The organism is Marinobacter sp. (assembly GCF_040882185.1).
In the GTDB taxonomy this organism is placed as follows: Bacteria; Pseudomonadota; Gammaproteobacteria; order Pseudomonadales; family Oleiphilaceae; genus Marinobacter.
Window position 1 is genome coordinate 296,096 of sequence record NZ_JBBEBW010000002.1, and the last position, 25,710, is coordinate 321,805.

Below are 25,710 nucleotides of genomic sequence, written 5' to 3' on the forward strand. Positions count from 1 at the left end.
CGATATACGGTTTCGGTTAGCCGCCCGGCGTCATCTGGTGCCAGTCGGTTACCTGCTGAAACTGATGCGCAGCGTTCAGCAGCCGTGCCTCCGAAAAATAATCGCCAATCATTTGCAGGCCCACAGGCAATCCTTCTATCAGACCCGCTGGTACCGACATCGCAGGGAGGCCTGCCAGGTTCGTGGAGATGGTAAAAATATCCTCCAGATACATGGTCACCGGATCATTAGACTTCTCGCCCTGCACAAAAGCTGGCGACGGAGAGGTCGGGCTCATGATGATATCGACTTCACCGAAGGCATTGATGAAGTCCTGCTGGATCAGCCGGCGTACTTTCTGGGCTTTCAGATAGTAAGCATCAAAATACCCGGCGGAAAGCGCGTAAGTGCCCACCAGGATACGGCGCTTGACCTCGCTTCCAAAGCCTTCAGCCCGGGTGCGGGTGTACATATCAAGCAGATCTTTTGGGTTCTCGCAGCGGTAGCCGTATCGGGCCCCGTCGAATCGTGACAGGTTGGCCGAGCATTCCGCCGGGGCGATCACGTAATAGGCGGCGATTGCGAGATTGGCATGGGGCAGGGAGATATCCTGCACGGTGGCTCCGAGTTTTTCATACTCCGCGATGGCGTTGCGTACGGTCTGTTCCATGGCCGCGCCGAGCTGATCTGTGAAGTATTCTTTGGGCAAACCAATTCGCAGGCCCTTCAAAGGCTGCTCGAGCTCCGCAGTATAGTCGGGAACGGCGCGATCTATAGACGTGGAGTCCTTTGGGTCGTGCCCCGCCAAAACATTGAGCATCATTGCGCTGTCCAGGGCGGTGCGGGTCATGGTGCCAGCCTGGTCCAGGCTTGAAGCAAACGCGATCATGCCGTAGCGGGAAATTCGGCCATAAGTGGGCTTCAGCCCGGTAATACCACAAAGCGCAGCCGGTTGGCGAATGGATCCGCCGGTATCACTCGCGGTGGCAGCCGGTACCAGCCGGGCTGCGACGGCGGCAGCGGAGCCACCAGAAGATCCTCCGGGTACACGACCCTCGCCCCAGGGATTAGTTGTTGCGCCGAAAAAGCTGGACTCGGTAGAAGAGCCCATAGCGAACTCATCCATGTTGGTCTTGCCAAGGCACACTGCACCCGCTTCGCGGAGTTTGCTGGTCACTGTAGCGTCGTAGGGCGGAACGAAGTTCTCGAGCATCTTCGAGCCGCAAGTGGTGCGGACGCCGTTGGTGCAGAATAGGTCTTTGTGGGCAAACGGGATGCCGGTCCAGGGCGTGGCGTTGCCCTGTTGGCGACGCTCGTCGGCGGTGCGGGCATCTCTTAATGCGGCCTCTTCCGTGACGGTAATAAACGAGTTATAGCGGCTGTCGTCCTGACGGATTCGGTCAAGGAAGTGGTGCGTCAGCTCAACACTGGAAACCTGGCCGGATGCTAGCGCGCTTGAAAGTTGGGCGACGGTCTTGTCATGCATGGGGAAGTTCCTGAATAAAAGTCTGGTCGGCTATTTAACGGGCCAGAGGTCATTCGATAACGCGAGGTACCAGATAAAGGCCGTTCTCGGTCGCAGGGGCAATCGCCTGAAAGGCATCCCGTTGATTCGATTCGGTAACCACGTCAGGGCGCAGGCGCTGCACAGCGTCGAGCGGGTGAGCCATAGGCTCGGTCTGGCTGGTGTCTGCGCCCTGGAGCTGATCCACCAGGTCGAGAATGTTGCCGAGGTCTTTCTCGAGTGCCGTCACCTGCTCTTCGTCGACCCTGATTCTGGCCAGCAGGGCAACTTTTTCAATATCGTTCCGGGAAATTGCCACGCCTTGTCTCCCCTATGAATGAAGTAACTGTAACGCCTCGCCGAATGGCCGCCTACTGGAACGAAAGGGCTGGCATCGGCGAACAAGCCCCGTATGGTAACAGATTCGACCCGGTTCGGGAGTGGCAATTACCTGATATGAAAGCACCTCGAGCCTCATCGTGCCTTGCCTGTAGGGAGGCTCACTGCTAAAGTTGCCGCAACACTTCTGCGACTGCTTTTCTCAGGTTGAAAAAACACGAATGTTCATTAAAAGAATTCGAGGTCTGTTTTCCAGCGATTTGTCCATTGATCTGGGTACAGCGAACACGCTGATCTATGTCCGCGGCCGAGGTATCGTGCTCAACGAGCCTTCTGTAGTGGCTATTCGCACTAACAATTCCCAGAAGACTGTTGCCGCAGTGGGTGGCGAAGCCAAGCGCATGCTCGGCCGCACGCCCGGTAACATCACGGCGATTCGTCCTTTGAAGGACGGCGTGATTGCGGATTTTGTCGTGACCGAAAAAATGCTTCAGCATTTCATTCACAAGGTTCACGAAAACAGTTTTATCACCCCCAGCCCAAGGGTTCTGGTTTGTGTGCCCAGCAAATCGACGCAGGTCGAGCGCAAAGCAATTCGCGAGTCCGCTCTTGGCGCCGGTGCCCGGGAAGTTCTCCTGATTGAAGAACCCATGGCGGCAGCGATCGGCGCGGGGCTGCCGGTCGAAGAAGCCAGCGGTTCGATGATTGTCGATATTGGGGGGGGTACTACCGAAATTGCGATCATTTCCCTGAACGGTATCGTGTATGCCGAATCGGTAAGGGTTGGCGGCGATAAATTCGATGAAGCCATCGTAACTTATGTCCGTCGTAATTATGGCAGTCTGATTGGTGAGTCGACTGCGGAACGTATCAAGCACGAAATCGGATGTGCCTATGAAGGCGTCGAGATTCGCGAGATCGACGTTCGTGGGCGCAACCTGGCCGAGGGCGTGCCCAGAGCGTTCACCCTGAACAGTGAAGAAATACTGGATGCTTTGCAGGAGTCTTTGGCCCAGATTGTTCAGACCGTCAAGAGCGCGCTGGAGCAGTCGCCTCCGGAGTTGGCATCCGATATTGCTGAGCGGGGCATTGTGCTTACCGGCGGTGGTGCCTTGCTGCGAGGCCTTGATAAGTTGTTAAGTGAAGAAACCGGACTGCCGGTTATCATTGCTGAAGATCCACTGACGTGTGTGGCCCGGGGGGGTGGTAAAGCCCTCGAAGTCATTGATCGTGGTGGTATTGGTATGTTTTCTCCGGAGAGTTGAGCGTGGTGGCACCGGCTGCCAGCTTAGAACTCACCAGGCCCGAGCCCTCGTTGGTGGACTTCCCCGGCGGTGGCTGTCGTATTTGCGCGAGGAGGGTTGATTATTAAATCCATCTTCGTGCAAGGCCCCATTCCCGGCTTTCGGCTTTTCCTCGTCATTATGCTCTCCGCCACGCTGATTGTGTTGGATACTCGTTTCGACAAACTCGAAACCCTGCGCAGTGTCTTGGGAACTTCCCTGGCGCCGGTTGTCTGGATGGGTAATGCCCCGGATCAGTTCTCCGGCTGGGTTGCCAGCCTGTTCACCACCCGTGATGACCTGCAGGCCGAAAACGAATCCCTCAATGCCCGATTACTGATTCTGGAGCGCCGGGCTCTGAAATACGCCGCCCTGGCTGCTGAGAATAATCGCTTGCGAGAGTTGCTTAATGCCTCCGGTACACTCGATGACCGCGTCATTGTTTCCGAGATTGTGGGTGTATCGCCAGACCCCTTCTCTCACGAAGTGATCATCAACAAGGGCGATCGGGACGGCGTCGAGGTGGGTCAGGCGATTCTCGATGCTCACGGTCTGATGGGGCAGGTTCAGAGTACCAGTAACTTCACTTCACGAGTGTTGTTGATATCGGATAGCAGCCATGCGGTTCCGGTCGAAGTCAATCGCAATGGATTACGCGCCATTTTGTTGGGTAACGGTGATAGCAACAGTCTTGAGCTGGTTCATGTACCGGACACAGCAGACATACGCGAAGGTGACATGTTGGTGAGCTCTGGACTGGGTGGCCGCTTCCCCCGCGGCTACCCGGTGGCTGAAGTCACTACCATTGAGAAAGAGCCGGGCGAGCAGTTTATCCGTATCGAGGCCACGCCGAGGGCCCATCTCAGTAGGAGCCGAATGGTGCTGGTGGTCTTCAAGGCTGAATCCGAGCGCGATGACGCAGAGCCCGCCCCTCAGCTGAATGCCGGGGAGGGGCCCTGATGCTATCGGTCATCAGCTATCCGGTCTTCGGGTTCAGTATTATTTTAAGCCTGGTACTCAGTGTCTCGCTGTTTCCGGTCGACTATTTTGAGCTCAGGCCAGAATGGCTTGGGCTCATGGTGTTTTACTGGACGTTTCGGGCGCCAGCTCAATTTGGCATTCTGATGGCCTGGTGCCTGGGGTTGTTACTTGATGTTCTGGAAGCAACCCCGCTGGGGGTGAATGCGCTGGCGATGGGTTTGATTGCTTTCCTTGTACTGACCGTTCACCAGCGTCTACGCATGTTTCCGATGCCGCAGCAATGCCTCATGGTTTTCCTGTTGCTGGGGATCAATCAGATGCTGGTGCAGTTTATCAAGCAGACACTGGGTGCCGATAACACCGGATTCGAGTATCTCTGGCCCGCGCTGACCGGTGCGCTGGTTTGGCCCGTGCTGTGTGTGGTGCTGGATAACCTTAACCGAAAACTGGGATAGGATGTTCCCGTGCGATCAATCATTCTTGCCTCTGCATCTCCACGTCGGGCTGAGCTCCTGCGGCAGATGGGACTCAATTTTTTTGCCGTTCCGGTTGATATAGATGAAACCCCCAGCCCTGACGAGCCTGCAACGACCTATGTAGAGCGACTTGCGCGGGAGAAAGCCAACGCGGGGCTTGCTCTGGCCGAGAATCCGGACTGCCTGGTGATCGGCTCCGACACCTCGGTTGTTCTCGGTGGCGCCATCCTCGGTAAGCCCCGGGATATCGCCGATGCGTCGACCATACTTGCGAGCCTCTCCGGCAGGATCCATAAAGTGATGACAGCGGTGGCGCTGGCAGGAAGCCATGGATGTTTTGCCCGCCTCGTCGTTACAGAGGTGCGTTTCAGGGTGCTCTCTCGAGGAGAAATTGACGCCTATTGCCATACCGGAGAACCAATGGATAAGGCCGGAGCCTATGGTATCCAGGGCAAGGGTGGTATTTTTGTTGACAGGTTGTGGGGAAGTTACAGCGCCGTGGTGGGTCTGCCTCTGGATGAGACCGCTGCGTTGTTGAAGGAGGCGGGTGAGCCTGTCTGGATGCACTGGAGTCAGTCTGGGGAGGAGCCACTGTGAGTGAAGAGATCCTGATCAATGTCACACCGGTGGAAACCCGGGTAGCACTGGTCGAAAACGGCATGCTGCAGGAAGCTTATATTGAGCGTACCAGCCGCAAAGGCATCGTTGGCAATATATACAAGGGCAAAGTAGTCAGGGTGCTGCCCGGCATGGAAGCGGCATTTGTTGATGTTGGGCTCGAGCGCGCAGCCTTCATCCATGCCTCCGATGTCTTTTGCGGCAGCCTCTCCGACGAAAGCGCGGCGGAGGCGTCGAAGTCGGTGCCAGACATTCGCACCTTGCTCCGGGAAGGACAATCGCTGGTTGTGCAGGTCACCAAGGATCCGATCGGAACCAAAGGGGCACGGTTAACCACCCAACTGTCGATACCTTCCCGCTACCTGGTATTTATGCCTGGGGTGAGTCATATCGGTATATCCCAGCGTATAGAAGATGAAGCTGAGCGCGTCCGCCTGAAATCTATCGTGGAAGATAATGCTGCGGCCCAGGGTGATCCTCATGGCGGCTACATTATTCGCACTGCGGCAGAAGCGGCGCCCGCTGAAGATCTCATTGCCGATATGAGTTATCTTCACCGCCTTAGCCAGTCGATTCTGGAGCGCACCAAGACAGTCTCCACGCCCGCGGTCATCTATCAGGATTTACCGTTGTTCATTCGCACGATAAGAGACCTTATCCGACCGCAAACGGAGAAAGTGCGTATTGATTCAAGGGAGAGCCATCAGCGAGTGATGGAGTTTGTGGCCGAGTTTGTCACCGAGTTTTCCGATAAGGTCGAGTACTACCCTGGCGAGCGTCCGATTTTCGACCTATACAGTGTCGAAGATGAAATCCAGAAGGCTCTCAGCCGCAAAGTTCAGCTTAAGTCCGGCGGCTATGTCATTATCGACCAGACTGAAGCGATGACCACAATCGACATCAACACTGGCGGCTTTGTCGGCCATCGAAACCTCGAAGAAACCATTTTCAAGACCAACCTTGAAGCCGCTCGTGCCATCAGTCGCCAGCTCCGGTTACGTAATTTGGGCGGCATCATCATCATCGATTTTATCGACATGGAAGATGCTGAGCACCAACGTCAGGTTCACCGGATGCTTGAGAAGATGCTGGAACGGGATCATGCCAAAACCAAGATAACCGGGGTATCCGAGCTCGGGCTGGTGGAAATGACCCGTAAGCGTACGACCGAAAGTCTTGGTCAATTGCTTTGTGAGCCTTGCCCGGTGTGCGACGGCCGGGGGTTTCTCAAGACCGGGGAAACCGTTTGTTTCGAAATCTTCCGCGAAATTCTGCGCGTTAATCGAGTCTATGAGGCCGAAAGCTATCTGGTGATGGCCTCGCAAAGTGTCGTCGACAGGCTGGTGGATGAAGAATCCGATAATGTGGCGGATCTCGAGACCTTTATTGGCAAAACGATTCGGTTCCAGGTTGAAGCGTTTTACAGCCAGGAACAGTATGATGTGGTTTTACTCTAGGGTTCCCGCCTTGCATGTCCAGTTCACCCTCTGAGTCCCGCCCAAGCAGCCCGTTTATTAACGGGCTTTTTCGCGTGGTGAGTCTGGTCTGGTGGCTGGTACTGGTTATTCTGATTTTGCTGGCGCTTTACGTCGGCCTAGGACGACAGCTCACTAAAAATATCGATCAGTATCGCACCTCGCTCGAGCAACAGCTGACTGATGAGCTTGGGCAGCAAGTGACTATTTCCGGGCTCAGTGCCCACTGGCAATGGCTCGATCCGGTGATATCAGCTGATAGCCTCGCGCTTTATGCCAAGAATGAGCTGGGAGAAACTGCGGGAAATAGTCACTCACAACCTAAGGTACGGCTGCGTCACCTGAGGCTTCGCCTTGATAGCCTGGCTTCATTGCTGCGATTCAGGATCGTATTTCAGGAATTCGAGGCTGATGGGCTCGATCTCACTATTACCCGTACCGAAGCTGGTGAAATCTCTGTAGAAGGGCTGGGGCAATTAGCGGCTATTGGCACCCAGACAACTGAAACCGAAGGTTTCGCAGGCGGGGCCCAGGTGTGGATCGACCGGCTCGGAGCCTGGCTCTCTAACCCCTTTATTCGCATTACCCGGATCAATCTCGGCATCAATGTGCCTGGCGAAGATATCCGGTATCTCGACATCCCTCAATTGGACCTGGTTTACGAACAAGGGCTTTTCCATGCCAGCGGCCGGGCGATGCGGTCTGGAACTAATATGCAGGTGGCTCGATTCAATCTCTCAGGGCACCATTTTTTCCGGGGCGGTTTCGACGGGCAGCTTTATCTGGACGTCAATTCCGGCCGGTTATTCGATGGCCTGATTCAAGGCTTTGGTTGGAAGCACCTGACCGTGCTGGGTTTTGACGTTGTTGGTCAGAGCTGGATCAACTTCGAAGCCGGAAAACTGGTTGGGGTGCAGGGCGAAGTTAACGTGTCCTATCTTCTGTTGGAAGCCGAACGGGAGACGCTTGCCCCGATAGAAGATATCCGTGCTCAATTCGGATGGCGGCCAGCAAGATTGAACCAAAACGATGACGGTGAGAACACAACCTTCGGAGTACTTCACCTCCGGAACCTGGCCTGGAAATGGACAACAACGACTGCGCCGCCTTTTGATGCAAGGTTCTCGTTAATCGACGGTAGGCTGGAGATCGTCGGTCGGGACATTCCGGTAGGCCCGCTTCAACGGCTCAGCTCCGGCCTGCAGCTTTTACCGGGTGTCGCTAGCAGGGCGCTGACCGACTACCAACCCAATGGCACGATGCGAAATATGACGTTGACGGTGCCCTCCTATTCAGAGAACACCTTCGATCTGCAGGCCGCTCTATCACAGGTCAGTGTTGCAGCCCATGATGGCGCTCCAGGCGCCTCGGGTATCAGTGGTCATCTCCATATGAATGAAAGTGGCGGCTGGGTTGATGTTGACAGCAAGGCTGCAACCTTGAGTTTCCCCGAGCTGTTTCGCGCGCCCTGGCAATTTAACGCACTGACTGCGAGAGTTGCCTGGTTATTGGAGGGCGAGGTCACCCGGGTTTTTTCCGACGATATACGGATGGACTATCAAGAGGCTACCGTTTTCACCGGTGGGTTTGATTTGCGCCTGGACCGGGGTGGTGAGGACTCGTTGGGTCTGCAGGTTGCAATCCGTCAGGGTGACGCGGGCATGCTGGCAGATTTTGTTCCGTCAAAGGTCGTCAGTGAGGAACTTTATAGCTGGCTCACTGAATCGATTGTAGCGGCGACTATCACCGAGGGTAAGTTCTATGGCCATGGCCTGATCGGTAACAATGCACCTGATGGCTCATTTACGACCTCAATGAATTACCGCTTTACGGATGCCACGGTGACATACGATCAGAACTGGCCCGAGGTTACCAATGCCGGGGGCGAAGTGGTGGTCCATAATGGCCGTGCCGACATCCGGCTGGATCAGGGTGAAACCGGTGGGCTGACCCTTGCTCCCAGCAATGTCGTGGTTGCAGAGCAGGAAGACGACAGCGGTATTCTGGTGTTTATCAATACGGCTGCCCGGGTGCCGGGGGATGCTGTCGACCACTGGTTGGAAGCTACGCCCGTGGGTAATATGGCTGGCCCATCTGGCCGTAGTCTGCGCTTCGGAGGTATTTACAATCTCGAACTCGCATTGGAGTTACCAATCGGTTCCGAACAGCCGATCACTGTAGATGCCTCTGTGACCACGGACAACGGCGAAATTCGTTACCCGGATGCGGATTTGCTCTGGACGGGTATCGACGGACGCCTGAAATATGGCTCGGCTTCGGGCTTTTCCAGCGACGCTTTCAAGGCAAATTTTCTGGAGGGCGCTGTGGAGGTTCGCCTGAGTGAGACTGAGGGCGGACTCGAAATTGTCCAAACTGGCAGTATCCAGTCTGCCATGCTCCTGCGGGAAGCGGGGGTGGAGTCGATTGAAAATACTGGTATCTCCGGCGCCACTGACTACAGCGCTGTACTAAAGGTATCCGACGACACAGCGGCCACGCTAAAGGTGAATGCAAGCCTGAAAAATATCACAATTGATTGGCCAACACCGTTGGCTAAGCCCGCAGGCGCTGAAGTGCCACTGACCGTCGTGGTGGATTGGCGGCAAGATGGTGGAATAGAGTTGGCGGGCGACTGGCACGAACGCCTTGCCTATCGTCTGACGTGGCGGGACGGGGCGTTCGACCGGGGTCGCGTAGCGCTGGCCGCACGTTCTACCCAACTACCGGACCACAGCGGTCTTAACATTGCAGGTCCGATCAATGAACTCGACACCGAGCGCTGGCAGGAGGCGCTCGACCGTCTGGTAGATGGGGACTCTGAGAGCAACGCCGGGCCAGCGGCTTCGGGTGATACCTATACCTGGCTCGACAGTATCGACCTTACCATTGGTAACTTCATACTCGCAGGCAACAGCTTCCCCCTGGTAACGCTCAGGGCCAGACCCGAACCCTATGGCTGGGTATTTGATACGGTTTCTGAACGCCTGAGTGGTCGGGTAATGGTGCCGTTTGACGCCGCCAGTGATGCTCAGGTTGGTATGGAAAAACTGCTGCTTACTTCTCATTCAGCATCTCAATCCGCAACTCAATCCACTAGTGAACCTCCGTTAGTTCTCAGCCAGGTTGAGGCGTTTAGGGCGATGGGGCTTGAAAATTGGCCGGATGTCGATGTCCGTATTGACTCGTTTGGAGTCGGTAACAGTGACTACGGCGCCTGGTTATTCCGGCTCGAACCGGAACAGGACAGTCTGGAGGTGCTCAATCTTGAGGGACGCCTGAACTCCCTGTTCTTTAAGGGCGGTATGAGCTGGGGGCTTCAGGGCGACAAGGAAATTACCCGTTTGAACGGCGAAATGAAGGGTGGCAGCCTGGAGGATCTGTCGGCATTGGTCGAAGGCGACGTGCCATTTCGTAACCAGCAGAGCCAGATGTTATTGGATATTGCATGGGCCGGAAGACCGGACGATTATGCGTTGAAGGCGCTGGAAGGGACGATCAGTATGCGGTTTGATGACGGTGTCATCCTTGAGCGTAGTGATACGGCCCAGTTATTCAGAATTTTCAATCTGCTCAACTCCGATACCCTGTTGAGACGGCTCAAACTCGATTTTTCTGACCTGTACGAGGCAGGTGTTGCTTTTGACGCGATCTCAGGCAAGGCAGAATTGGGTAATGGCACGTTAACCTGGGACCCGGAGCTCCAGATTGTGGGTCCGTCGGGGGCGTTTAAACTGTCAGGTACCTCGGATCTCACAGATGAAACGCTGGATATGCGTTTGGTGGTGGTGCTTCCGCTGACTCAGAACCTGCCACTTGCAGCGCTGTTGCTGGGGGCATCCGCACCGATCGGAGGCGCACTATTCGTGCTTGATAAAGTTTTGGGTGACCCGTTGAGTAAACTGACCAGTGCCACTTATAGTGTAGGGGGAAGCTGGGATGAACCGGATGTGCGGTTACGTAGCGTCTTCGATACGGGCCAGTGAGCCGTGGGCAATGCACCGGCAGCGCCCTGATATTACCTGTGTGGAGTTGTTGTTATGGCTGATAGTAAGTCGGGTAAGGTTGCCGCGATCCAGATGGTCAGTGGTCCGGATATTCACGACAACCTCAAGGCTACCGGAAAGCTGCTCGCAAGCGCTTCGAGGGACGGCGCAAAAGTGGCAGTCTTGCCGGAGAACTTTGCCGTCCTGAGTACGAAGCAAATGATTGACCAGGGTCGTCGGGAAGCCGAAGGGGAGGGGGTCATTCGTGCATTTATTGCCGAGCAAGCCGCCAAGCTGGGTCTTTGGATAGTGGCGGGTTCCATGCCGTTGGCGACTGGACCGGACGGCCAGTTTATCGATGATCGGGTTCGGGCCTCCTGTCTGGTTTTTGATGACTCCGGCGTCGAGGTGGCCCGGTATGACAAGGTTCATCTGTTTGATGCGATGGTGGAAGACGCTCAGGGTCAATACCGCGAATCAGATACCTTCGAGCCAGGTAGCCAGGTAGTTACTGTTGAAACACCGGTGGGCGTGTTGGGGCTGGCCATTTGCTATGACCTGAGATTCCCCGAGCTGTTTCGTGCACTGAGAGCCAAGGGCGCCGAGTGGATTACCCTGCCAAGTGCTTTTACCTATCACACGGGTGAGGCGCACTGGCGTACGTTGTTGGGGGCCCGGGCCATAGAGAACCAGGTCTGGATGGTTGCACCAGGGCAGGGCGGGCAGCACAGTGCGCGTCGGCGAACCTACGGCCATTCCATGATTGTGGATCCGTGGGGCAAAATTGTCGGAGAGCGTGAAGAAGATGGGCCGGGCGTGGTGATTGCTGAGCTCGACAATGAGCACCTTGAAGAAGTGCGCCTCCGTATGCCGGTTTGGACGCACAGACGACTCTAGTGGAACTCCCCCCTAACCCGACAGCTTATGACTGACGGGTTTCGTGCTGGTCGATATGCTCTCGCAGGAAGCGGAACAGCTTTTTGGAGTGTCCGGTATTGTTCTCTTTTTCCGCATCCCGCCGGGCGTTGCGCACAAGATTTCGCAGGTGCTGGACTTCCGCCACCGGGCAATAGCCCAGGAACTCCGAAACCGCAGTGTCTCCTTCGGCGACCAATCGATCACGCCAGCGTTCGGCAAGATGCAGCCTGCGGGTGTGCTCATGGCTGCCAGCGTCACAGGCTTCAACTGCCTTCAGTAACGTGTCGAGATTCTCTTCCTGGCGGATGATCTTACCCATGTACTGCAGATGGCGTCGCCGGGCTTCGTTCTGCTTGATGTTTTTTGCCTCGTTGATCGCGGCTCGCAGGCGGTCACTCATGGGCAAAGTAGCGATCTGCTCTTCACGAAGCTCCATGATGTGGGTGCCCAGATCCTGCAGCGCATGCATCTCTCGTTTAAGCTGGGATTTGCTCTTGCCAAACTCGTCTTCCTGCTCGTCTGTATCAGTGTAATCAATCATTCAGGGGCCTGTTATGTTTGGTCGTACCGGGGCTGGCGTCAAGCGTAAAAAATGGTTGCCAGTCCGAGGAAAGCAAGAAAGCCGACAACATCTGTCACGGTGGTAAGAATCACACCGCCAGCCAGAGCGGGGTCTATGTTGCGGGATTTAAGGAAAAGCGGCAATACGGTTCCGACGAAAGCCGCCGCAATCAGGTTGATAATCAGCGCAGCCGCAATAATAGCGCCAATGAGAATATCCTTGAACCATGCCGTGGCGGCTAATGACACAACCACCGCCCACAACATGCCATTGAGGGCGCCTACCAAAAATTCCCGGTTCAGCAGCCAGCGTACGTTGGTTGCACTGATCTGACCCACCGCCATGCCACGGATGACCAGGGTAAGCGTCTGGCTACCTGCAATGCCGCCCATACTGGCAACAATCGGCATCAGCACAGCCAAGGCTACCACCTTCTCGATGGTGTCCTCGAACAATCCTATTACGCCGGAGGCAATGAACGCCGTCACCAGATTGATACCCAGCCATACTGCGCGGCGACGGGTGGTTTTCATGACCGGCGCGAAGGTGTCTTCGTCTTCGTCCAGGCCTGCCATGCTCATCAGGGAGTGATCCGCGTCTTCCCGGATAACATCGACCACGTCATCGATGGTGATGCGGCCAAGCAGCTTTCCACCTTCCCCAACCACCGGAGAAGATATCAGGTCGTAGCGTTCGAACAGGGTGGCGACCTGGGTATCCGACATGATGACCGGAATGGGCTCTATATCCGTATCCATGACTTCGCGAACTGTCGCACCGGGATTTGAAACGAGCATCTTGGTAATGGGCAATACGCCGATGAATTCGTCGCGCCGACTTACCACAATCAGGCTGTCCGTCATCGGAGGCAGGGTCCGGTGGCGGCGCAGGTAGCGCAACACAACATCGATGCTGATATCCGGACGCACCGTAATGGTGTCCGTGTTCATCAGGCCGCCGGCTGTGTCTTCCGGGTAAGCAAGTACTTCCTCTACCCGCTGCCTGTCCTGCTCGTCCATGGTGTCGAGCACTTCCTGAATGACGGTATCGGGAAGTTGCTGCAACAGGTCGGCGAGGTCATCCGATTCGAAATCTTCAATGATGGCGGCGAGTTCCTGAGCGTTGAGTTTGCTCAGGAAGTAACCGCGAATATCATCATTCAGATATTGAAGGACTTCGCCTTCGAGATTCTTGTCGACCAGATTCCACAACAGCGCACGCTGTCGTGGCGGAGATGACTCCAGCAGGTGAGCAATATCACTGGGGCTGAGGCCCCCATTCAGGATGCGGGCGACCTGTTTCAGAGCACCGCTGTCGAGCGCTTCGCCAAGAGAACGCAGTCGCTGGCGGGCCTGGCTTTTCTCCAGAATCTCTGCCATGAATCACCCAGGGTTTTAACCGGCCAAGTTAGCCCAGAAGCAGAGCGTGCCAGCGTTGATCGAATAGGCTGATGCCTGAAAACTGTTTTATTATAGCGGAGTTATGGCAGAAAGGTGAGTCATTAGAATAGGTGAATTCCGTACAGGGTGTGAAACCTATTCGCCTTCGCCGAAATAGTCGCCAATTAACTCAACAAGAGCCGATTTGGCATTTTCCTCATCAGGACCATCGATGATCAGGACTAATTCAGTGTCCTTGCTCGCTGCCAGCATCATGACCGAGAGAATACTCTTGGCATCTACTTCCCGCCCATCTTTGCCTAGCAGAATGTGGCTATCAAACTGCGAGGCAGTACTGACCAGTTTGGCAGCAGCCCGGGCGTGTAAGCCAAGTTTGTTAACGATAAGGACTTTATGGCGGATCATAACCGGTATCAGGACTCAGAAGGCTTGAGATGGGGGAGCTCGGAATGACGAACCTGAACGTTGCTGTAGCTTTCAGAGAAGTACTTGCCGAGTTGTTCACACACGTACACTGATCGGTGCTGACCGCCGGTACAGCCAACTGAAATGGTCATGTAGCTCCGGTTATTACGGGCAAAGTCAGGTAACCACGTTTCCAGCAGTCGAGTCAGGTCGTCAATCATTCTTCGGGTTGCGGGTTCGCCTTCAAGAAATCTGGCGACTTCGACATCCAGTCCCGTAAAGCCCCGCAGGCTTGTGTCCCAGTAGGGATTCGGCAAACACCGGACATCGAAAACATAGTCGGAGTCCACCGGTACCCCGTGTTTGAAACCAAAGGACTGGAACAGCAGTGCCAGCTCCTGCTCGCGGCGACCCGCAATACGCTGCTTGACCATGTCCCGAAGCTCGTACATTGACAGGCCGGTGGTCTCAATGTGCAGATCCGCCAGCCGCGCCAGCGGTTCGAGAAGAATCTTTTCATGGGTTATGGCTTCCCTGAGTGACGTCTTGTCGTTGCTCAGCGGATGCTTTCTGCGAGTGGCATGAAACCGTTGCAGCAACGATTGTTCCGTGGCATCCAGAAAAATAATCTCGACGATCAGTCCGGACTGCTGCAACTGCTCGTAAATTTTCTCGAAATTGGATATTTCATCCGACAGGTTCCGGGCATCAATGCTGACCGCTATCTTGTTGAGGCGACCGGCTGTCGACTGAGTCGTGGCTTCCCGGGTCAGCGGAAACAACAAGCCAATCGGCAAGTTATCAATGCAGTAGTAGCCAAGGTCCTCGAGCACATGTAAAACCGTACTTTTCCCCGACCCTGATCGGCCGCTCACGATGATCAGTTTCATGATGGCTTTCCTCAAAACGGCGGTGTTCGGATGAAAGAGATATACCGGGAATTCTCCCGGGCATTCTCCAGGCACATCGTCAGTTCTTACCCGTCATCCTTCGATAAAGGCTGCTCGCATCCGTGCACTGGCGCAGTTGGTCGCAGAAATTGCGGTCATTAAACTTTTCGGCCAACTGGCTGAGCAGCTCCAGGTGTTCGCTGGTGGCTTCCTTCGGCACGATAAGCGCAAACAGGAGATCGACAGGTTGATTGTCGATGGCGTCGAATGCGACGCCCTCCTCAAGCGTTATAAGAGTCCCAACAACGTGTGAGCAGCCTTCAAGGCGGCAGTGGGGAATGGCAATGCCCTGGCCAATACCGGTGCTGCCGAGCCGTTCGCGAGAAACCAGATTATTGAATATCTGGGTCTCATTAAGCTCTGAATCGTGTTGCGCGACCTGCTCTGCAATAAATTCCAGGATGCGTTTTTTGCTGGTCCCGGGCACCCGGCAAAGGGTCAGGTCAGGACTCAGTATGGTTTCGATGGTCAGTGATGTATCCGTCATGAATCGACAGTGTTTCCGTAAAAAAGCTGCGGCACGTTTCGGATGCCGCAGCGGGAATCAGCCGTATGGTGGTGGGTGGCGCCTAGCGGGCAGCCGCACCATGCATACGATCCACGGTTTTTTCCTTGTGCTTGAGGACCTGACGGTCCAGCTTGTCCACAAGGGCGTCTATTGCTGCGTACATGTCTTCATTTTCAGCCTTAGCGTGAATCTCGCCTCCGATCACATGCAAGGTGGCCTCCGCCATCTGTCGAACCTTCTCAACCTCCAGCGTGACCTGGCAGTTACTAATATGGTCAAAGTGGCGTTCAAGTTTCTCAAACTTGCCAGATACATACTCTTTAAGTGCGGGAGTCAGTTCGACATGGTGACCTGAAATATTGAGTTGCATAGGCTTCTCCTATTATCGGAATGCCGGTCCGCATTGCGTCCGGCGGGTTGCCCGGTCCACTGTGGCGACGGGCGATGATTCCGTGTCAGGCATTACAGGCTTTGCAGTCTGCAGTGCTTCAAACCAGTCTTTTCCGCTCATTTGAGGGCGGAATATGCATCGCTTCCCGGTATTTTGCGACCGTACGCCGGGCAACATTGATGCCCGTATCACCCAGCATGGTGGCAATTTTGCTGTCGCTCAACGGTTTCTTGGGCGTTTCTGCCGCAATCAGTTTTTTGATCATGGCACGGATTGCCGTTGAGGAACACTCCCCACCTTCGTCGGTACTGACATGGCTCGAGAAAAAATACTTGAGCTCAAAAATGCCGCGCGGAGTGTGCATGTATTTCTGGGTAGTTACCCGTGAAATGGTCGACTCGTGCATTTCCACAGCCTGGGCAATATCCGACAATATCAGCGGCTTCATGGATTCTTCACCCTGCTCAAGAAAGCCCTGCTGATGCTCTACAATTCTTGTGGCCACCTTTAGCAGTGTTTCGTTACGGCTTTGGAGGCTCTTGATAAACCACTTGGCCTCTTGCAGCTGATCCCGCATGTAGGTGTTATCGGCACTGCTGTCAGCGCGCTTTATAAGTGAAGCATAGCTGGCATTTACACGAATGCGCGGAGCAATTTCAGGGTTGAGCTCAACCCGCCACCGATCGCTGACCTTGCGAACAATCACGTCGGGTATGACATAGTCTGGCTCGGCCCGGTCGACAGAGTCGCCAGGCCGCGGGTTCAGCCCGGTGATCAACGCAAGCACCGATTTGAGCTGATCTTCCTTGAGTCGGCTGCGGCGCAGAAGCTGAGCGTAATCACGGTTGCCCAATAAATTAATGTAGTGAGTAATGACCAGTCGGGCCTGGGGTAACCAGGGTGTCTCAGGAGGCATCTGCTGAAGCTGAATGAGCAGACACTCCTGCAGATTCCGGCAGAAAACGCCTGCAGGATCAAAATGCTGGAGGCGATGCAGTACTGCCTCTACTTCGTCGAGCTCGAGCGGATCGTCCTCGGTCTCATCCACCAATCCTGAGTGAATCTCCTCGATGCTGGAGGTCATGTACCCACGTTCGTCCACGGAGTCCAGCAGGGCGTGAGCGATTGCGCGGTCACGATCGGTCAAGGGTGTCAGATTAAGCTGCCACTCAAGGTGATCCTGCAGGGTTTCGGTAGGTGAGTTACGGGTTTCGAAATCGTGGTCGTTTTCGTCGTCATTGCGGGCCGATGACGCCGGTGCGGACTGGTAAACATCATCCCAGGCGGTGTCGACTGGCAAATCGTCCGGTATATCACTGGGTATCTCTGTTTCGCTTGCCCAGTCAGGACCAGTTTCGGCTTCGTCCCAGGTCGTATCCGTCGGTTCGGGGTCAGTGTGCTCGGCACTGGTGGCATCATGATCCAGACCGTTTTCGTGCTGGGTCTCCGCTAGCTCTTCGTCCTCAGGCGTTTCCAACATGGGGTTGGATTCAAGCGCCTGCTGGATTTCCTGCTGTAGGTCCAGGGTAGACAGCTGAAGAAGCCGGATTGCCTGTTGCAGCTGGGGCGTCATGGTGAGACTTTGACCCAGCTTTAACTGCAGAGAGGCTTTCATTACCATGGTTTGAATTCCGTCACCCGTTGATGTCCGGTGCTGAGACAATGAAAAAAGTGTTACTTGCTGGCAACTTGGCTTTACAAGCAATATCTCTGCCGAAGTGTACTTGCTTGAAGGGGTGCAAGACAATTGATCTGTTGCTGCCTACAGCCTGAATTCGTTGCCCAGATAAACTTCCTTGACTTGCTGGTTAGCAAGAATCTCATCAGCATGGCCGGAGGCGATAATATGGCCGCCGCTGACGATGTAAGCGTTCTCGCAGATATCCAGGGTTTCCCGTACGTTATGATCAGTGATCAGTACGCCTATTCCTTTATCGCGTAAATGCCGGATGATCTGTTTGATATCACTGACTGAAATCGGGTCTACCCCCGCGAAGGGCTCATCAAGCAAGATGAACGCGGGCTCCACCGCCAGTGCTCTGGCAATTTCTACCCGTCGGCGTTCGCCGCCCGACAACGCCATACCAAGGCTGTCGCGGATATGGGTAATGTGGAATTCTGCCAACAGCGATTCCAGCTTCTCTTCGCGCTGGGCCTTACTGAGCGTTTTACGGGTTTCCAGAATCGCCATGATGTTGTCCCGTACCGTCAGTTTACGGAATACGGACGCCTCTTGCGGCAGGTAACCGATGCCTTTTCTGGCCCGGCCATGCATGGGTAACGGCGTAATATCCTGGGAATCGATGGATACCCTGCCATTGTCGGCAGGCACCAGGCCTACGATCATATAGAAACACGTCGTCTTGCCAGCGCCGTTCGGTCCCAGCAGGCCCACTATTTCGCCGCTGTGGATCTCCAGGGAGACGTCAATAACGACTTTTTTCTGCTTATAGCTTTTCGCCAGATTGCTCGCTCTCAATACAGCCATCAGGGGTTGTCCCCATTGGTTGATGAGTCAGAGGAGGCCGGTTCAGCAGTACCGCTGCGGGGTTGAATAACCATCTCCACCCGCCCCTGGGGCTCACCCTCCCGACGCGTGCCCTCGGCGGTCACGATCCGGGCGGTGGTGTCGTACTTGATGCGGTCACCGCGAAACACGTTGCCAGCCTGTTCAATAACAGCTTCTTCCTCGAACGTAAGCTGATTGTCTTTAGCGGCGTAGGTGATCTTCAGGGATTGCGCGTCTGTCTCTGCCTGATCGCCTATCGCGGGATGCCTGTAACGGGCCGGGGTGCCAAATGCCTCAATTCGCTGAACACCCTCCTGATCGCGGTAAAGAATCACGCGATCGGCAGTCAGCCGGGTCTGGTTCTGGGTTACGATCACATCGCCGGTGTAGGTTGCCTCGCCTTTGCTATCATCCAGGCGAGCCCTGTCGGCGCTGACCGAGATAGGGGTATTAGAGTCCAGATCGAAGGCCACCGCTGGGGCCGCTGTCAGCCACAGCGCCGCAATGAGCGATGACACCACCGCCAACTTGGATAACCGGAGTCGGCTGGAGGGTACTTCAGTTTGATGGGGGCGTGTCATAGTGTCCTTTAACCTGTGATTGAAGCTCCAGAACCCGGTCGTCGATCCAGGCCTTCATGCCGGTGGCTCTCGTCACGCCGTGAGCCTCCGTAAGCACTACGGGGGTATCGGTGTACACGGTACGCTGTTTGTTATCCAGAGTCAGGTGCTCTGCCTCAAGGGTTGCCAACTCGCCATTTGCCAGCGGTCTGCGTACCAGTACGTTACCCTCCAGATCGATAATGTCTTCACCCCGGTGGAGCTCACCCTGATTTGCCGTCAGCATCCAGGTTGTGTTGGATTCGGGGTCATGAAGTGTGGCATCAGGTAGCAGCATGGTAGCCAGGTTACGGGATTCGAACTGCTCGATACGGGGGCTTTGAATAACGGTTTCAAGCTGGCCGTTCTGGTCAAAGGAACGGTAGCGCCCATTCACCACAAAGCCGTCTGGCTCGTTGGCGCCCCGTAATTCCACTGCGTCTACAGGCTCCCGACTTTCCTCACTCTGCCAAAGCAGGGAGCCAAGCGCGAGACCGGCGCCTGCCAGAGCTGCCATTCTCGTCAGGCGATGGGAAAACAGCCCGGCGAGCGTCACTGGCCACCCTTGTGGTTATCGCCCAGCAAGTAGGCAGTAAGCATGTCATCAAGGCGGTTCTGGCTGGCCAGAATCAGGTCACTCAGTTCCCGAACGGCACCAGTCCCTCCCGGGATGCTGGTGCAATAGTCTGCGTGCTGTCTGACGAACCAGTGACCGTTTGGCACGGTCACCCCGAGTCCGGCAAACTGAATAGCAGCCAGATCTGGCAGGTCGTCCCCCATATACGCTATTTGATCGGCAGTGCGTCCGAGTTCGGCGGCAAGCTCAGCGAGGGCGTCCAGTTTGTCTTCACGGCCCTGTAGAAGATACTGGATGCCAAGGTCGCTGGCCCGTTTAGCGGTCAGCGGAGACGTGCGCCCGGTGATGATGGCTACGTCCAGGCCGGCGGCCATGAGCTGTTTGATGCCGAGACCGTCCAGGATATTGAAGGCTTTAAGTTCGTCGCCTTGCGCACTGAACAACAACTGGCCATTGCTCATGACGCCGTCAACGTCCAATACCAGTAAACGGATGCTTGCCGCTTTGCGACTTATTTTAGCGGGCACGGATAGCGCCATCAGATCACTCCCGCCCTGAGCAGGTCATGCATGTTAATGGCGCCGGTCAGCTCACCGCGCCGGTTGATCACCGGAAGCGCGTTGATTTTCAGCTCTTCCATAATGTTCAGTGCTTCGGCGGCGAGCTGGTCATCGTGGATGGTTTTGCCGTTCCGGGTCATCACGTCTTCTATCGGCGTATTGTGAATATCGATGGCACGGTCCAGCGTTCGTCGCAAGTCACCGTCTGTGAACAGCCCCAGCATGTGCCCGGAACTATCAACAATGGTGGTCATCCCCAGGCCTTTCTGGGAAATCTCAAGCAGGGCTCCGCCCAAAGTCGTTTGAGGTGAGACTCTCGGAATACGGTCACCGATGTGCATGATGTCGGAAACCCGCAGCAGCAGACGGCGTCCCAGGGTTCCTCCAGGGTGTGAAAAAGCAAAATCCTCGGCGCTGAAACCACGGGCTTCCAGCAGGGCTACCGCCAGTGCGTCCCCCATAACCAGTGTCGCCGTTGTACTCGAGGTGGGGGCCAGCCCGAGCGGACAGGCCTCCAGAGCAACGCTGATATCCAGATTCGCAACCGCCTCACGGGCCAGAATGGACTCGCTGTTGCCAGTCATGCTGATCAGCGGCGCCCCCATGCGTTTGATAAGGGGCAATATGGTCAGCACCTCGGCGGTATTGCCGGAGTTCGAAATGGCCAGCACCACGTCCTGGCTGGTGATCATGCCAAGATCGCCATGGCTTGCTTCCCCGGGGTGCACGAAGAACGAGGGTGTGCCGGTACTGGCAAGGGTTGCAGCGATTTTATTGCCAATGTGGCCGGATTTGCCCATGCCGGTGACGACCACGCGCCCCTTGCACGCCATGATGGTTTCACAGGCGCGGACAAAGTCCTCAGCGATCCGGGACTTTAATGCCTCGATCGCATCAAGTTCGATGGTTATGGCCTTGAGGGCAAATTCAATGTAGCGCTGGTTCATATCCGTCCTGATGTAATGCGTCATTAAACAAACAATGCCAAATGCCAGGCGCTTCGTAAATGCCGCCTTTCACGAGATGGAGACAACGAGCCAGGCGGTATAACCCGCATAGATGGCCAGCAGTATACCACCCTCAAGTCTGGCCAGTTTTCCCTTTCTTTGCATGCTGTAGGCGAATACGCCGAGCAATACCGTTAGGGCGGCCATGGTGCCGTAATCTCTGAGAATTATGTCAGTCGTCAGGTTCATGGGGCCCAACAGGGCCGGGATGGCCAGAACCGCCAGCAGGTTGAACAGGTTTGAGCCGACAATGTTACCCAGCGCCATATCCTGCTGTCCTTTCAAAGCCGCAGACAATGAAGCTGCAAGCTCCGGTAAGCTGGTACCGATAGCGACAATCGTCAGACCCACGATAAGTTCGTCGATACCCAGACCAATGGCCAGTTCTGACGCGCCCCAGACGAGCAGTCGGGCACTGGCGATCAGAACTACAAGGCCACTCAGGAAGTGAAATACAGCTTTCCCGCCCGATAAACCATGGCCTTCCTCGGGTATTTCAAACACGTCTTCAGTGCCGGGCTGATTGCGCCAGATCAGAAACCCCATAGAAACGGCCAGCAGCAGCAGTAGCACCACGCCGTCTATTGGCGAGAGCTGGTAGTCCAGCAACAGCAGCCAGGCAATCATCGTCACCGCCAGAAGAACGGGCAGCTCGCGATAAAGTACAGTTTTTTTTAGGACAATGGGGGCGATCAGCGTGGTAAGGCCGAGGACCAACCCGATATTCGCGATGTTGGAGCCCAGTGCATTGCCTACCGCAAGTGCTGGCGACCCCGTCAACGAGGCGAGGGTGGATACCAGGATCTCAGGCGCCGAAGTGCCAAAGGCGACCAGAATGAGCCCTGTTATCATCGGCGGAAGTTTCAATACGTCGGAGCAGCCAACCGCGCCGTTAATAAAACGGTCGGCACTCCAGGTCAGTAGCGCGAGGCCAATTACGATGGCGCCAATATAAAGGCCAAAAGTCATAGTAAACCTTGGTTGTCCGGATGCCCGGTTATTCAGGTGATCTGATCGTTGCAATCAGGCTATTTTGAGAGCGATCATTGAGCTCGGGTGGAACTTATCATAATGTACCGCTCATTAAGAGCCGCAGACTAACTTCCATCACTCCGCCAGCATCTGGCGCAATGCGGAACCCCCGAACTCATCGGATACGTTATGGCGTCTTCCCCCTATATCAGCTTCGACAACGTTCGTTTCTCCCGGGGAGCGCATACGATTTTTGATGGGGTCTCCCTTGATATTCCCAAAGGCCTGATCACCGCCATCATGGGTCCTAGTGGTACCGGGAAAACGACGCTGTTGAAACTGATCGGTGGCCAGTTAAAACCCTCCTCGGGCAGTGTTATCGTGGCGGGCCACGACGTCTCAACCCTGGGACGCAAGGCGCTCTACGATCTTCGTGAGAACATGGGGATGCTGTTTCAGAGCGGCGCCCTGTTTACCGATATCAGCGTTTTTGAAAACGTGGCTTTCCCACTCCGGGTTCACACCCGTCTACCGGAAGAGATGATCCGCGATATCGTATTGATGAAGCTCGAGGCTGTCGGGCTCCGGGGCACACGTACTATGATGCCCTCCGAATTGTCCGGTGGCATGACCCGTCGTGTGGCATTGGCCCGCAGTATCGTCATGGACCCTGAGTTGATCATGTACGACGAACCTTTCGCCGGTCAGGACCCCATTGCCATGGGCGTGCTGGTTAAAATGATTCGCGACCTCAACAGCACCATGGGGCTCACCAGCGTGCTGGTTTCCCACGATGTTCCTGAAAGCCTCAGCATTTGTCATTTCGCCTGCATTATTTCCGACGGCAGGATTATTGGTCAGGGCACGCCTGATGAGCTCCGCGAACACCCATCCGAGCGCGTCCAGCAATTTCTGACAGGTCAGCCGGACGGCCCCGTTCCGTTTCATTACCCGGCGCCGGACAGTTCCGGGGACTGGGGTCTGGGTGAGGTGTCCGAATGATGGGTGCCATCGCACGCCTGGGTCGAAGCGGTCTCACCGCTATCGGCGCACTCGGCCGTTCAGGCACTTTCTTGTGGCGGACCTTGGGAGGCGTTCCGAATCCACGGGTTGGCACCCCCTTATTGATGCGCCAACTTTACTCCATTGGCGTTCTTTCTCTGATTATTGTTGTCGTGTCCGGGTTGTTTATCGGTATGGTGCTCGGGCTCCAGGGCTATACCATCCTGAGTGACTATGGTTCCGAACAGGCTATCGGGCAGATGGTTGCGCTGACACTGGTCAGGGAATTGGGGCCAGTGGTAACCGCACTTCTGTTCGCGGGGCGCGCCGGGTCAGCGTTAACGGCGGAAATCGGGTTGATGAAAGCCACCGAGCAGTTGTCCAGCATGGAAATGATGGGCGTCGATCCGTTGCGAAGGGTGGTTGCGCCGAGGTTCTGGGCCGGCTTTATTTCCATGCCGTTACTGGCCGTGATCTTCTCGGTTGTAGGCATTTGGGGCGGTATGCTGGTTGCTGTTGAATGGTTGGGCGTATTTCAGGGCGCGTTCTGGTCCAATATGCAATCGGCGGTCAGTTTTACCGAGGACGTAATGAATGGCGTTATCAAAAGTGTGGTGTTTGGCTTCGTCTGCACCTGGATTGCGGTCTTTCAGGGTTATGACTGCGTGCCCACGTCGGCGGGAATCAGTTCTGCTACGACGAAAACAGTAGTGTATTCTTCATTGGCGGTGCTGGGGCTGGATTTTGTCCTGACTGCCGTTATGTTTGGCGGGTTCTGAAGCAGTTGGCACTGTTTCCGGGAGGGTGACATGGCGCAAAGGACAACGGAAATCATCGTCGGGCTATTTATGGTCGCCGGGTTCGTAGCATTGTTATTTCTCGCGCTGCAGGTAAGCGGTCTATCGCTGAAACCAGCGGGTGATACTTATACCGTCTACGCCGATTTTAACGATGCAGGGGGGCTCTCGCCCCGAGGCAAGGTTTCCATGGCCGGGGTATCGATCGGACGGATCCGTGAAATCACCCTGAACCCCAAAACCTTCCAGGCTCGGGTCGCCATTGACATTGACGCCGCGTACAGTTCGATTCCGGCAGACAGTTCAGCAGTAATACGTACATCAGGCCTGCTTGGGGACCAGTATATTGATATTTCGGTAGGTGCAGACATGGAAGCATTATCCGATGGGGATGATTTCTACGAGACCCAGTTTGCGATGAACCTTGAACGATTGATCACCAACTTTGCATCGGGTCGCTGATCCGTAGCGTAACTGTCATGACGTTTCCGGCTGGTTAGCCGAGACACTGGAAACATTTTAATTAATGCTCGGACAGGAGAAATGCATGGCTTTAAAACGGAGATTGTTGCCGGTTGTCGCTCTGGTTGTCGCTGCCTTGCTGGTATCGGTCCAAGCCAGTGCCAATGAGGACTTGCGTCGCTACGTTGATAAGAATACCCAGCAATTGGTCGACAAGCTGAATGCCGAACGTGGGCTTTATGCCGAAGATCCAGAAGCTTTCTACGAGAGCATGGATACCGAATTACGGGATTTTGTCGATTTTCGTCGCATAGCAGCCCGCGTCATGGGGCGCTACGCTCGTCAGGCCACGCCAGAGCAGCGGGATGAATTTGTTGAAAAGTTCAAAGAGAGCCTGTTTGATAGTTATGCTCAAGCCCTTGTTTCCGCTGACGATTTCACCATTGCAGTCAAGGAGGCGACCATTGATCCCTCCAATGACAGTCGCGCATCGGTCGCCATGGAAGTGGAGACTGCTGCGGGTAACCGCTACCCGGTCAGCTATTCGATGTACCGTAATGATGAAGGCAAGTGGTTAATGGAGAACGTGATCGTTGAGGGTGTGAATATCGGCCTGGCATTCCGCGACCGTTTTGCCCAGGAAATGGAGTCCAAGGGTGGGGAAGTCCAGGCTGTCATCGACGACTGGAGCAAGGCCGTCGAAGCACTTGAGCTCGAAGAAGGCGCTAATAAGTCATGACCGCCGGGGCAGCCCCGTCGATCCGCCTGCGATCTGAAGGCACGCTTGCAGTGTCCGGTGAGGTGACGGCGGACAATGTGGTTGCCTTGAGACAGGAAGGGGAGCGGCAGTTGGCTGCCAGCGGTTGTGACGTCGAGATAACCCTGGCAGGCGTTGAGAACGCGCACAGTATTTTGCTCTCGTTGCTGCTCTGTTGGCAGCGAGCAGCAAAAGTCCGCGAACAGAAACTAATCTATTCCGGTATGAGTGAACGCTTATCGTCGCTCAGTGCTCTGAGCGGCTTGAGCCAACATCTGCCAGGCTTCCATCAGGCGCCACCGGTCCCTTCAAAGGAACATACGCTGGCGCTCTGACAACATTCTTGTCTCCCTTTGTTTAGCCTGCGTCCGTAATTGGTTACAATTCCGCCCCTGATTTATAACGAACCCGAGGATTGTCCTATGGAAGCCCATGAAGCGGCCGAGCTGGTCAAAAACGCGCTACCGGATTGCGAGATTGAGGTTCGCAGTGAAGGCAACCATTTCCTGGTCATTGCAATTGGTGAGCGATTTGAAGGGTTATCAAGGGTAAAAAAACACCAGTTAATCTACGGTATTCTCAATGCGCAATTGGCTGAGAACACCATTCACGCTCTGACTATTAAAGCATTCACACCCGCAGAATGGGCGGCCCAGCAGGGCCAATAGCGCGGCTAGCCGGTTAGCAACTCGGGCT

The 25,710-nt window shown here is 55.4% G+C and carries 28 protein-coding genes; 13 read left to right on the forward strand and 15 right to left on the reverse strand.

The window, feature by feature from the left end; genetic code table 11:
• Positions 1-16: 16 nt before the first annotated feature.
• A complete protein-coding gene (gatA, locus tag WEB64_RS02380) occupies positions 17-1,465 on the reverse strand; it encodes an Asp-tRNA(Asn)/Glu-tRNA(Gln) amidotransferase subunit GatA (RefSeq protein WP_368061975.1) in 1,449 nt (482 codons plus the stop codon).
• Between the two features lie 49 nt (positions 1,466-1,514).
• A complete protein-coding gene (gene gatC, locus WEB64_RS02385) occupies positions 1,515-1,802 on the reverse strand; it encodes an Asp-tRNA(Asn)/Glu-tRNA(Gln) amidotransferase subunit GatC (RefSeq protein ID WP_368061974.1) in 288 nt (95 codons plus the stop codon).
• 241 nt (positions 1,803-2,043) lie between these two features.
• On the opposite strand from gatC, the gene WEB64_RS02390 reads away from it, so the two are divergent.
• The 7 genes from WEB64_RS02390 to WEB64_RS02420 all read left to right on the forward strand — a co-directional run bounded on the left by WEB64_RS02390 (position 2,044) and on the right by WEB64_RS02420 (position 11,535).
• A complete protein-coding gene (locus WEB64_RS02390; RefSeq protein ID WP_368061973.1) occupies positions 2,044-3,087 on the forward strand; it encodes a rod shape-determining protein in 1,044 nt (347 codons plus the stop codon).
• Between the two features lie 117 nt (positions 3,088-3,204).
• Positions 3,205-4,065 carry a rod shape-determining protein MreC gene (mreC, locus tag WEB64_RS02395; RefSeq protein WP_368062261.1) on the forward strand — a complete coding sequence of 287 codons (861 nt, stop codon included), beginning with the start codon at positions 3,205-3,207 and terminating at the stop codon, positions 4,063-4,065.
• Positions 4,065-4,541, forward strand: coding sequence for a rod shape-determining protein MreD (gene mreD, locus WEB64_RS02400; RefSeq protein WP_368061972.1), 477 nt, complete (start codon positions 4,065-4,067; stop codon positions 4,539-4,541). The genes mreC and mreD overlap by 1 nt, the downstream gene beginning before the upstream one ends.
• A gap of 9 nt (positions 4,542-4,550) precedes the next feature.
• On the forward strand, positions 4,551-5,159 hold the full coding sequence (locus tag WEB64_RS02405) for a nucleoside triphosphate pyrophosphatase (protein WP_368061971.1): 609 nt from the start codon (positions 4,551-4,553) through the stop codon (positions 5,157-5,159).
• Positions 5,156-6,637, forward strand: a complete 1,482-nt coding sequence (rng, locus tag WEB64_RS02410) for a ribonuclease G (RefSeq protein WP_368061970.1) — start codon at positions 5,156-5,158, stop codon at positions 6,635-6,637. The genes WEB64_RS02405 and rng overlap by 4 nt, the downstream gene beginning before the upstream one ends.
• Positions 6,638-6,651: 14 nt before the next feature.
• Positions 6,652-10,638, forward strand: a complete 3,987-nt coding sequence (locus WEB64_RS02415; RefSeq protein ID WP_368061969.1) for a YhdP family protein — start codon at positions 6,652-6,654, stop codon at positions 10,636-10,638.
• Positions 10,639-10,692: 54 nt separating this feature from the next.
• Positions 10,693-11,535, forward strand: a complete 843-nt coding sequence (locus WEB64_RS02420) for a carbon-nitrogen hydrolase family protein (RefSeq protein ID WP_368061968.1) — start codon at positions 10,693-10,695, stop codon at positions 11,533-11,535.
• Positions 11,536-11,560: 25 nt separating this feature from the next.
• Here the strand turns inward: WEB64_RS02420 and yjgA are convergent, their stop codons facing one another.
• The 13 genes from yjgA to WEB64_RS02485 all read right to left on the reverse strand — a co-directional run bounded on the left by yjgA (position 11,561) and on the right by WEB64_RS02485 (position 21,993).
• On the reverse strand, positions 11,561-12,097 hold the full coding sequence (yjgA, locus tag WEB64_RS02425) for a ribosome biogenesis factor YjgA (protein ID WP_368061967.1): 537 nt from the start codon (positions 12,095-12,097) through the stop codon (positions 11,561-11,563).
• Between the two features lie 38 nt (positions 12,098-12,135).
• Positions 12,136-13,497 (reverse strand): magnesium transporter, encoded by a 1,362-nt coding sequence (gene mgtE, locus WEB64_RS02430; protein ID WP_368061966.1) that lies wholly within the window; start codon positions 13,495-13,497, stop codon positions 12,136-12,138.
• A gap of 156 nt (positions 13,498-13,653) precedes the next feature.
• Positions 13,654-13,923 carry an HPr family phosphocarrier protein gene (locus WEB64_RS02435; protein WP_368061965.1) on the reverse strand — a complete coding sequence of 90 codons (270 nt, stop codon included), beginning with the start codon at positions 13,921-13,923 and terminating at the stop codon, positions 13,654-13,656.
• A gap of 8 nt (positions 13,924-13,931) precedes the next feature.
• Entirely contained in the window at positions 13,932-14,813 is an 882-nt protein-coding gene (rapZ, locus tag WEB64_RS02440; RefSeq protein ID WP_368061964.1) for an RNase adapter RapZ, read from the reverse strand.
• 79 nt (positions 14,814-14,892) lie between these two features.
• Positions 14,893-15,360: a PTS IIA-like nitrogen regulatory protein PtsN gene (ptsN, locus tag WEB64_RS02445; protein WP_368061963.1), complete on the reverse strand. Its 468-nt coding sequence runs from the start codon at positions 15,358-15,360 to the stop codon at positions 14,893-14,895.
• Positions 15,361-15,442: 82 nt separating this feature from the next.
• On the reverse strand, positions 15,443-15,751 hold the full coding sequence (hpf, locus tag WEB64_RS02450) for a ribosome hibernation promoting factor (protein ID WP_368061962.1): 309 nt from the start codon (positions 15,749-15,751) through the stop codon (positions 15,443-15,445).
• A gap of 118 nt (positions 15,752-15,869) precedes the next feature.
• Positions 15,870-17,387 (reverse strand): RNA polymerase factor sigma-54, encoded by a 1,518-nt coding sequence (locus WEB64_RS02455; RefSeq protein ID WP_368062260.1) that lies wholly within the window; start codon positions 17,385-17,387, stop codon positions 15,870-15,872.
• A gap of 147 nt (positions 17,388-17,534) precedes the next feature.
• The gene (gene lptB / locus WEB64_RS02460) at positions 17,535-18,260 is read right to left on the reverse strand and encodes an LPS export ABC transporter ATP-binding protein (RefSeq protein ID WP_368061961.1); all 726 of its coding nucleotides are present in this window, start codon (positions 18,258-18,260) and stop codon (positions 17,535-17,537) included.
• Positions 18,260-18,862 carry a lipopolysaccharide transport periplasmic protein LptA gene (gene lptA, locus WEB64_RS02465; protein WP_368061960.1) on the reverse strand — a complete coding sequence of 201 codons (603 nt, stop codon included), beginning with the start codon at positions 18,860-18,862 and terminating at the stop codon, positions 18,260-18,262. The genes lptB and lptA overlap by 1 nt, the downstream gene beginning before the upstream one ends.
• Positions 18,840-19,436, reverse strand: coding sequence for an LPS export ABC transporter periplasmic protein LptC (gene lptC, locus WEB64_RS02470; protein ID WP_368061959.1), 597 nt, complete (start codon positions 19,434-19,436; stop codon positions 18,840-18,842). Before lptC ends, lptA begins: the two co-directional genes overlap by 23 nt.
• A complete protein-coding gene (locus WEB64_RS02475; RefSeq protein ID WP_368061958.1) occupies positions 19,433-19,996 on the reverse strand; it encodes a KdsC family phosphatase in 564 nt (187 codons plus the stop codon). Before WEB64_RS02475 ends, lptC begins: the two co-directional genes overlap by 4 nt.
• The gene (locus WEB64_RS02480) at positions 19,996-20,964 is read right to left on the reverse strand and encodes a KpsF/GutQ family sugar-phosphate isomerase (protein WP_368061957.1); all 969 of its coding nucleotides are present in this window, start codon (positions 20,962-20,964) and stop codon (positions 19,996-19,998) included. Before WEB64_RS02480 ends, WEB64_RS02475 begins: the two co-directional genes overlap by 1 nt.
• Positions 20,965-21,033: 69 nt before the next feature.
• Entirely contained in the window at positions 21,034-21,993 is a 960-nt protein-coding gene (locus tag WEB64_RS02485) for a calcium/sodium antiporter (protein ID WP_368061956.1), read from the reverse strand.
• A gap of 192 nt (positions 21,994-22,185) precedes the next feature.
• Here WEB64_RS02485 and WEB64_RS02490 point away from each other — a divergent pair, with 192 nt between their 5' ends.
• The 6 genes from WEB64_RS02490 to WEB64_RS02515 all read left to right on the forward strand — a co-directional run bounded on the left by WEB64_RS02490 (position 22,186) and on the right by WEB64_RS02515 (position 25,682).
• Complete coding sequence (locus WEB64_RS02490) at positions 22,186-22,998, forward strand: ABC transporter ATP-binding protein (RefSeq protein ID WP_368061955.1); 813 nt, start codon at positions 22,186-22,188, stop codon at positions 22,996-22,998.
• A complete protein-coding gene (gene mlaE / locus WEB64_RS02495; protein WP_368061954.1) occupies positions 22,995-23,777 on the forward strand; it encodes a lipid asymmetry maintenance ABC transporter permease subunit MlaE in 783 nt (260 codons plus the stop codon). The genes WEB64_RS02490 and mlaE overlap by 4 nt, the downstream gene beginning before the upstream one ends.
• A 30-nt stretch (positions 23,778-23,807) precedes the next feature.
• Complete coding sequence (gene mlaD / locus WEB64_RS02500; RefSeq protein WP_368061953.1) at positions 23,808-24,257, forward strand: outer membrane lipid asymmetry maintenance protein MlaD; 450 nt, start codon at positions 23,808-23,810, stop codon at positions 24,255-24,257.
• Positions 24,258-24,342: 85 nt separating this feature from the next.
• Positions 24,343-24,996 (forward strand): phospholipid-binding protein MlaC, encoded by a 654-nt coding sequence (locus WEB64_RS02505; RefSeq protein WP_368061952.1) that lies wholly within the window; start codon positions 24,343-24,345, stop codon positions 24,994-24,996.
• On the forward strand, positions 24,993-25,349 hold the full coding sequence (locus WEB64_RS02510; RefSeq protein WP_368061951.1) for a lipid asymmetry maintenance protein MlaB: 357 nt from the start codon (positions 24,993-24,995) through the stop codon (positions 25,347-25,349). Before WEB64_RS02505 ends, WEB64_RS02510 begins: the two co-directional genes overlap by 4 nt.
• Before the next feature lie 87 nt (positions 25,350-25,436).
• A complete protein-coding gene (locus tag WEB64_RS02515) occupies positions 25,437-25,682 on the forward strand; it encodes a BolA family protein (RefSeq protein WP_368061950.1) in 246 nt (81 codons plus the stop codon).
• Positions 25,683-25,710 lie beyond the last annotated feature (28 nt).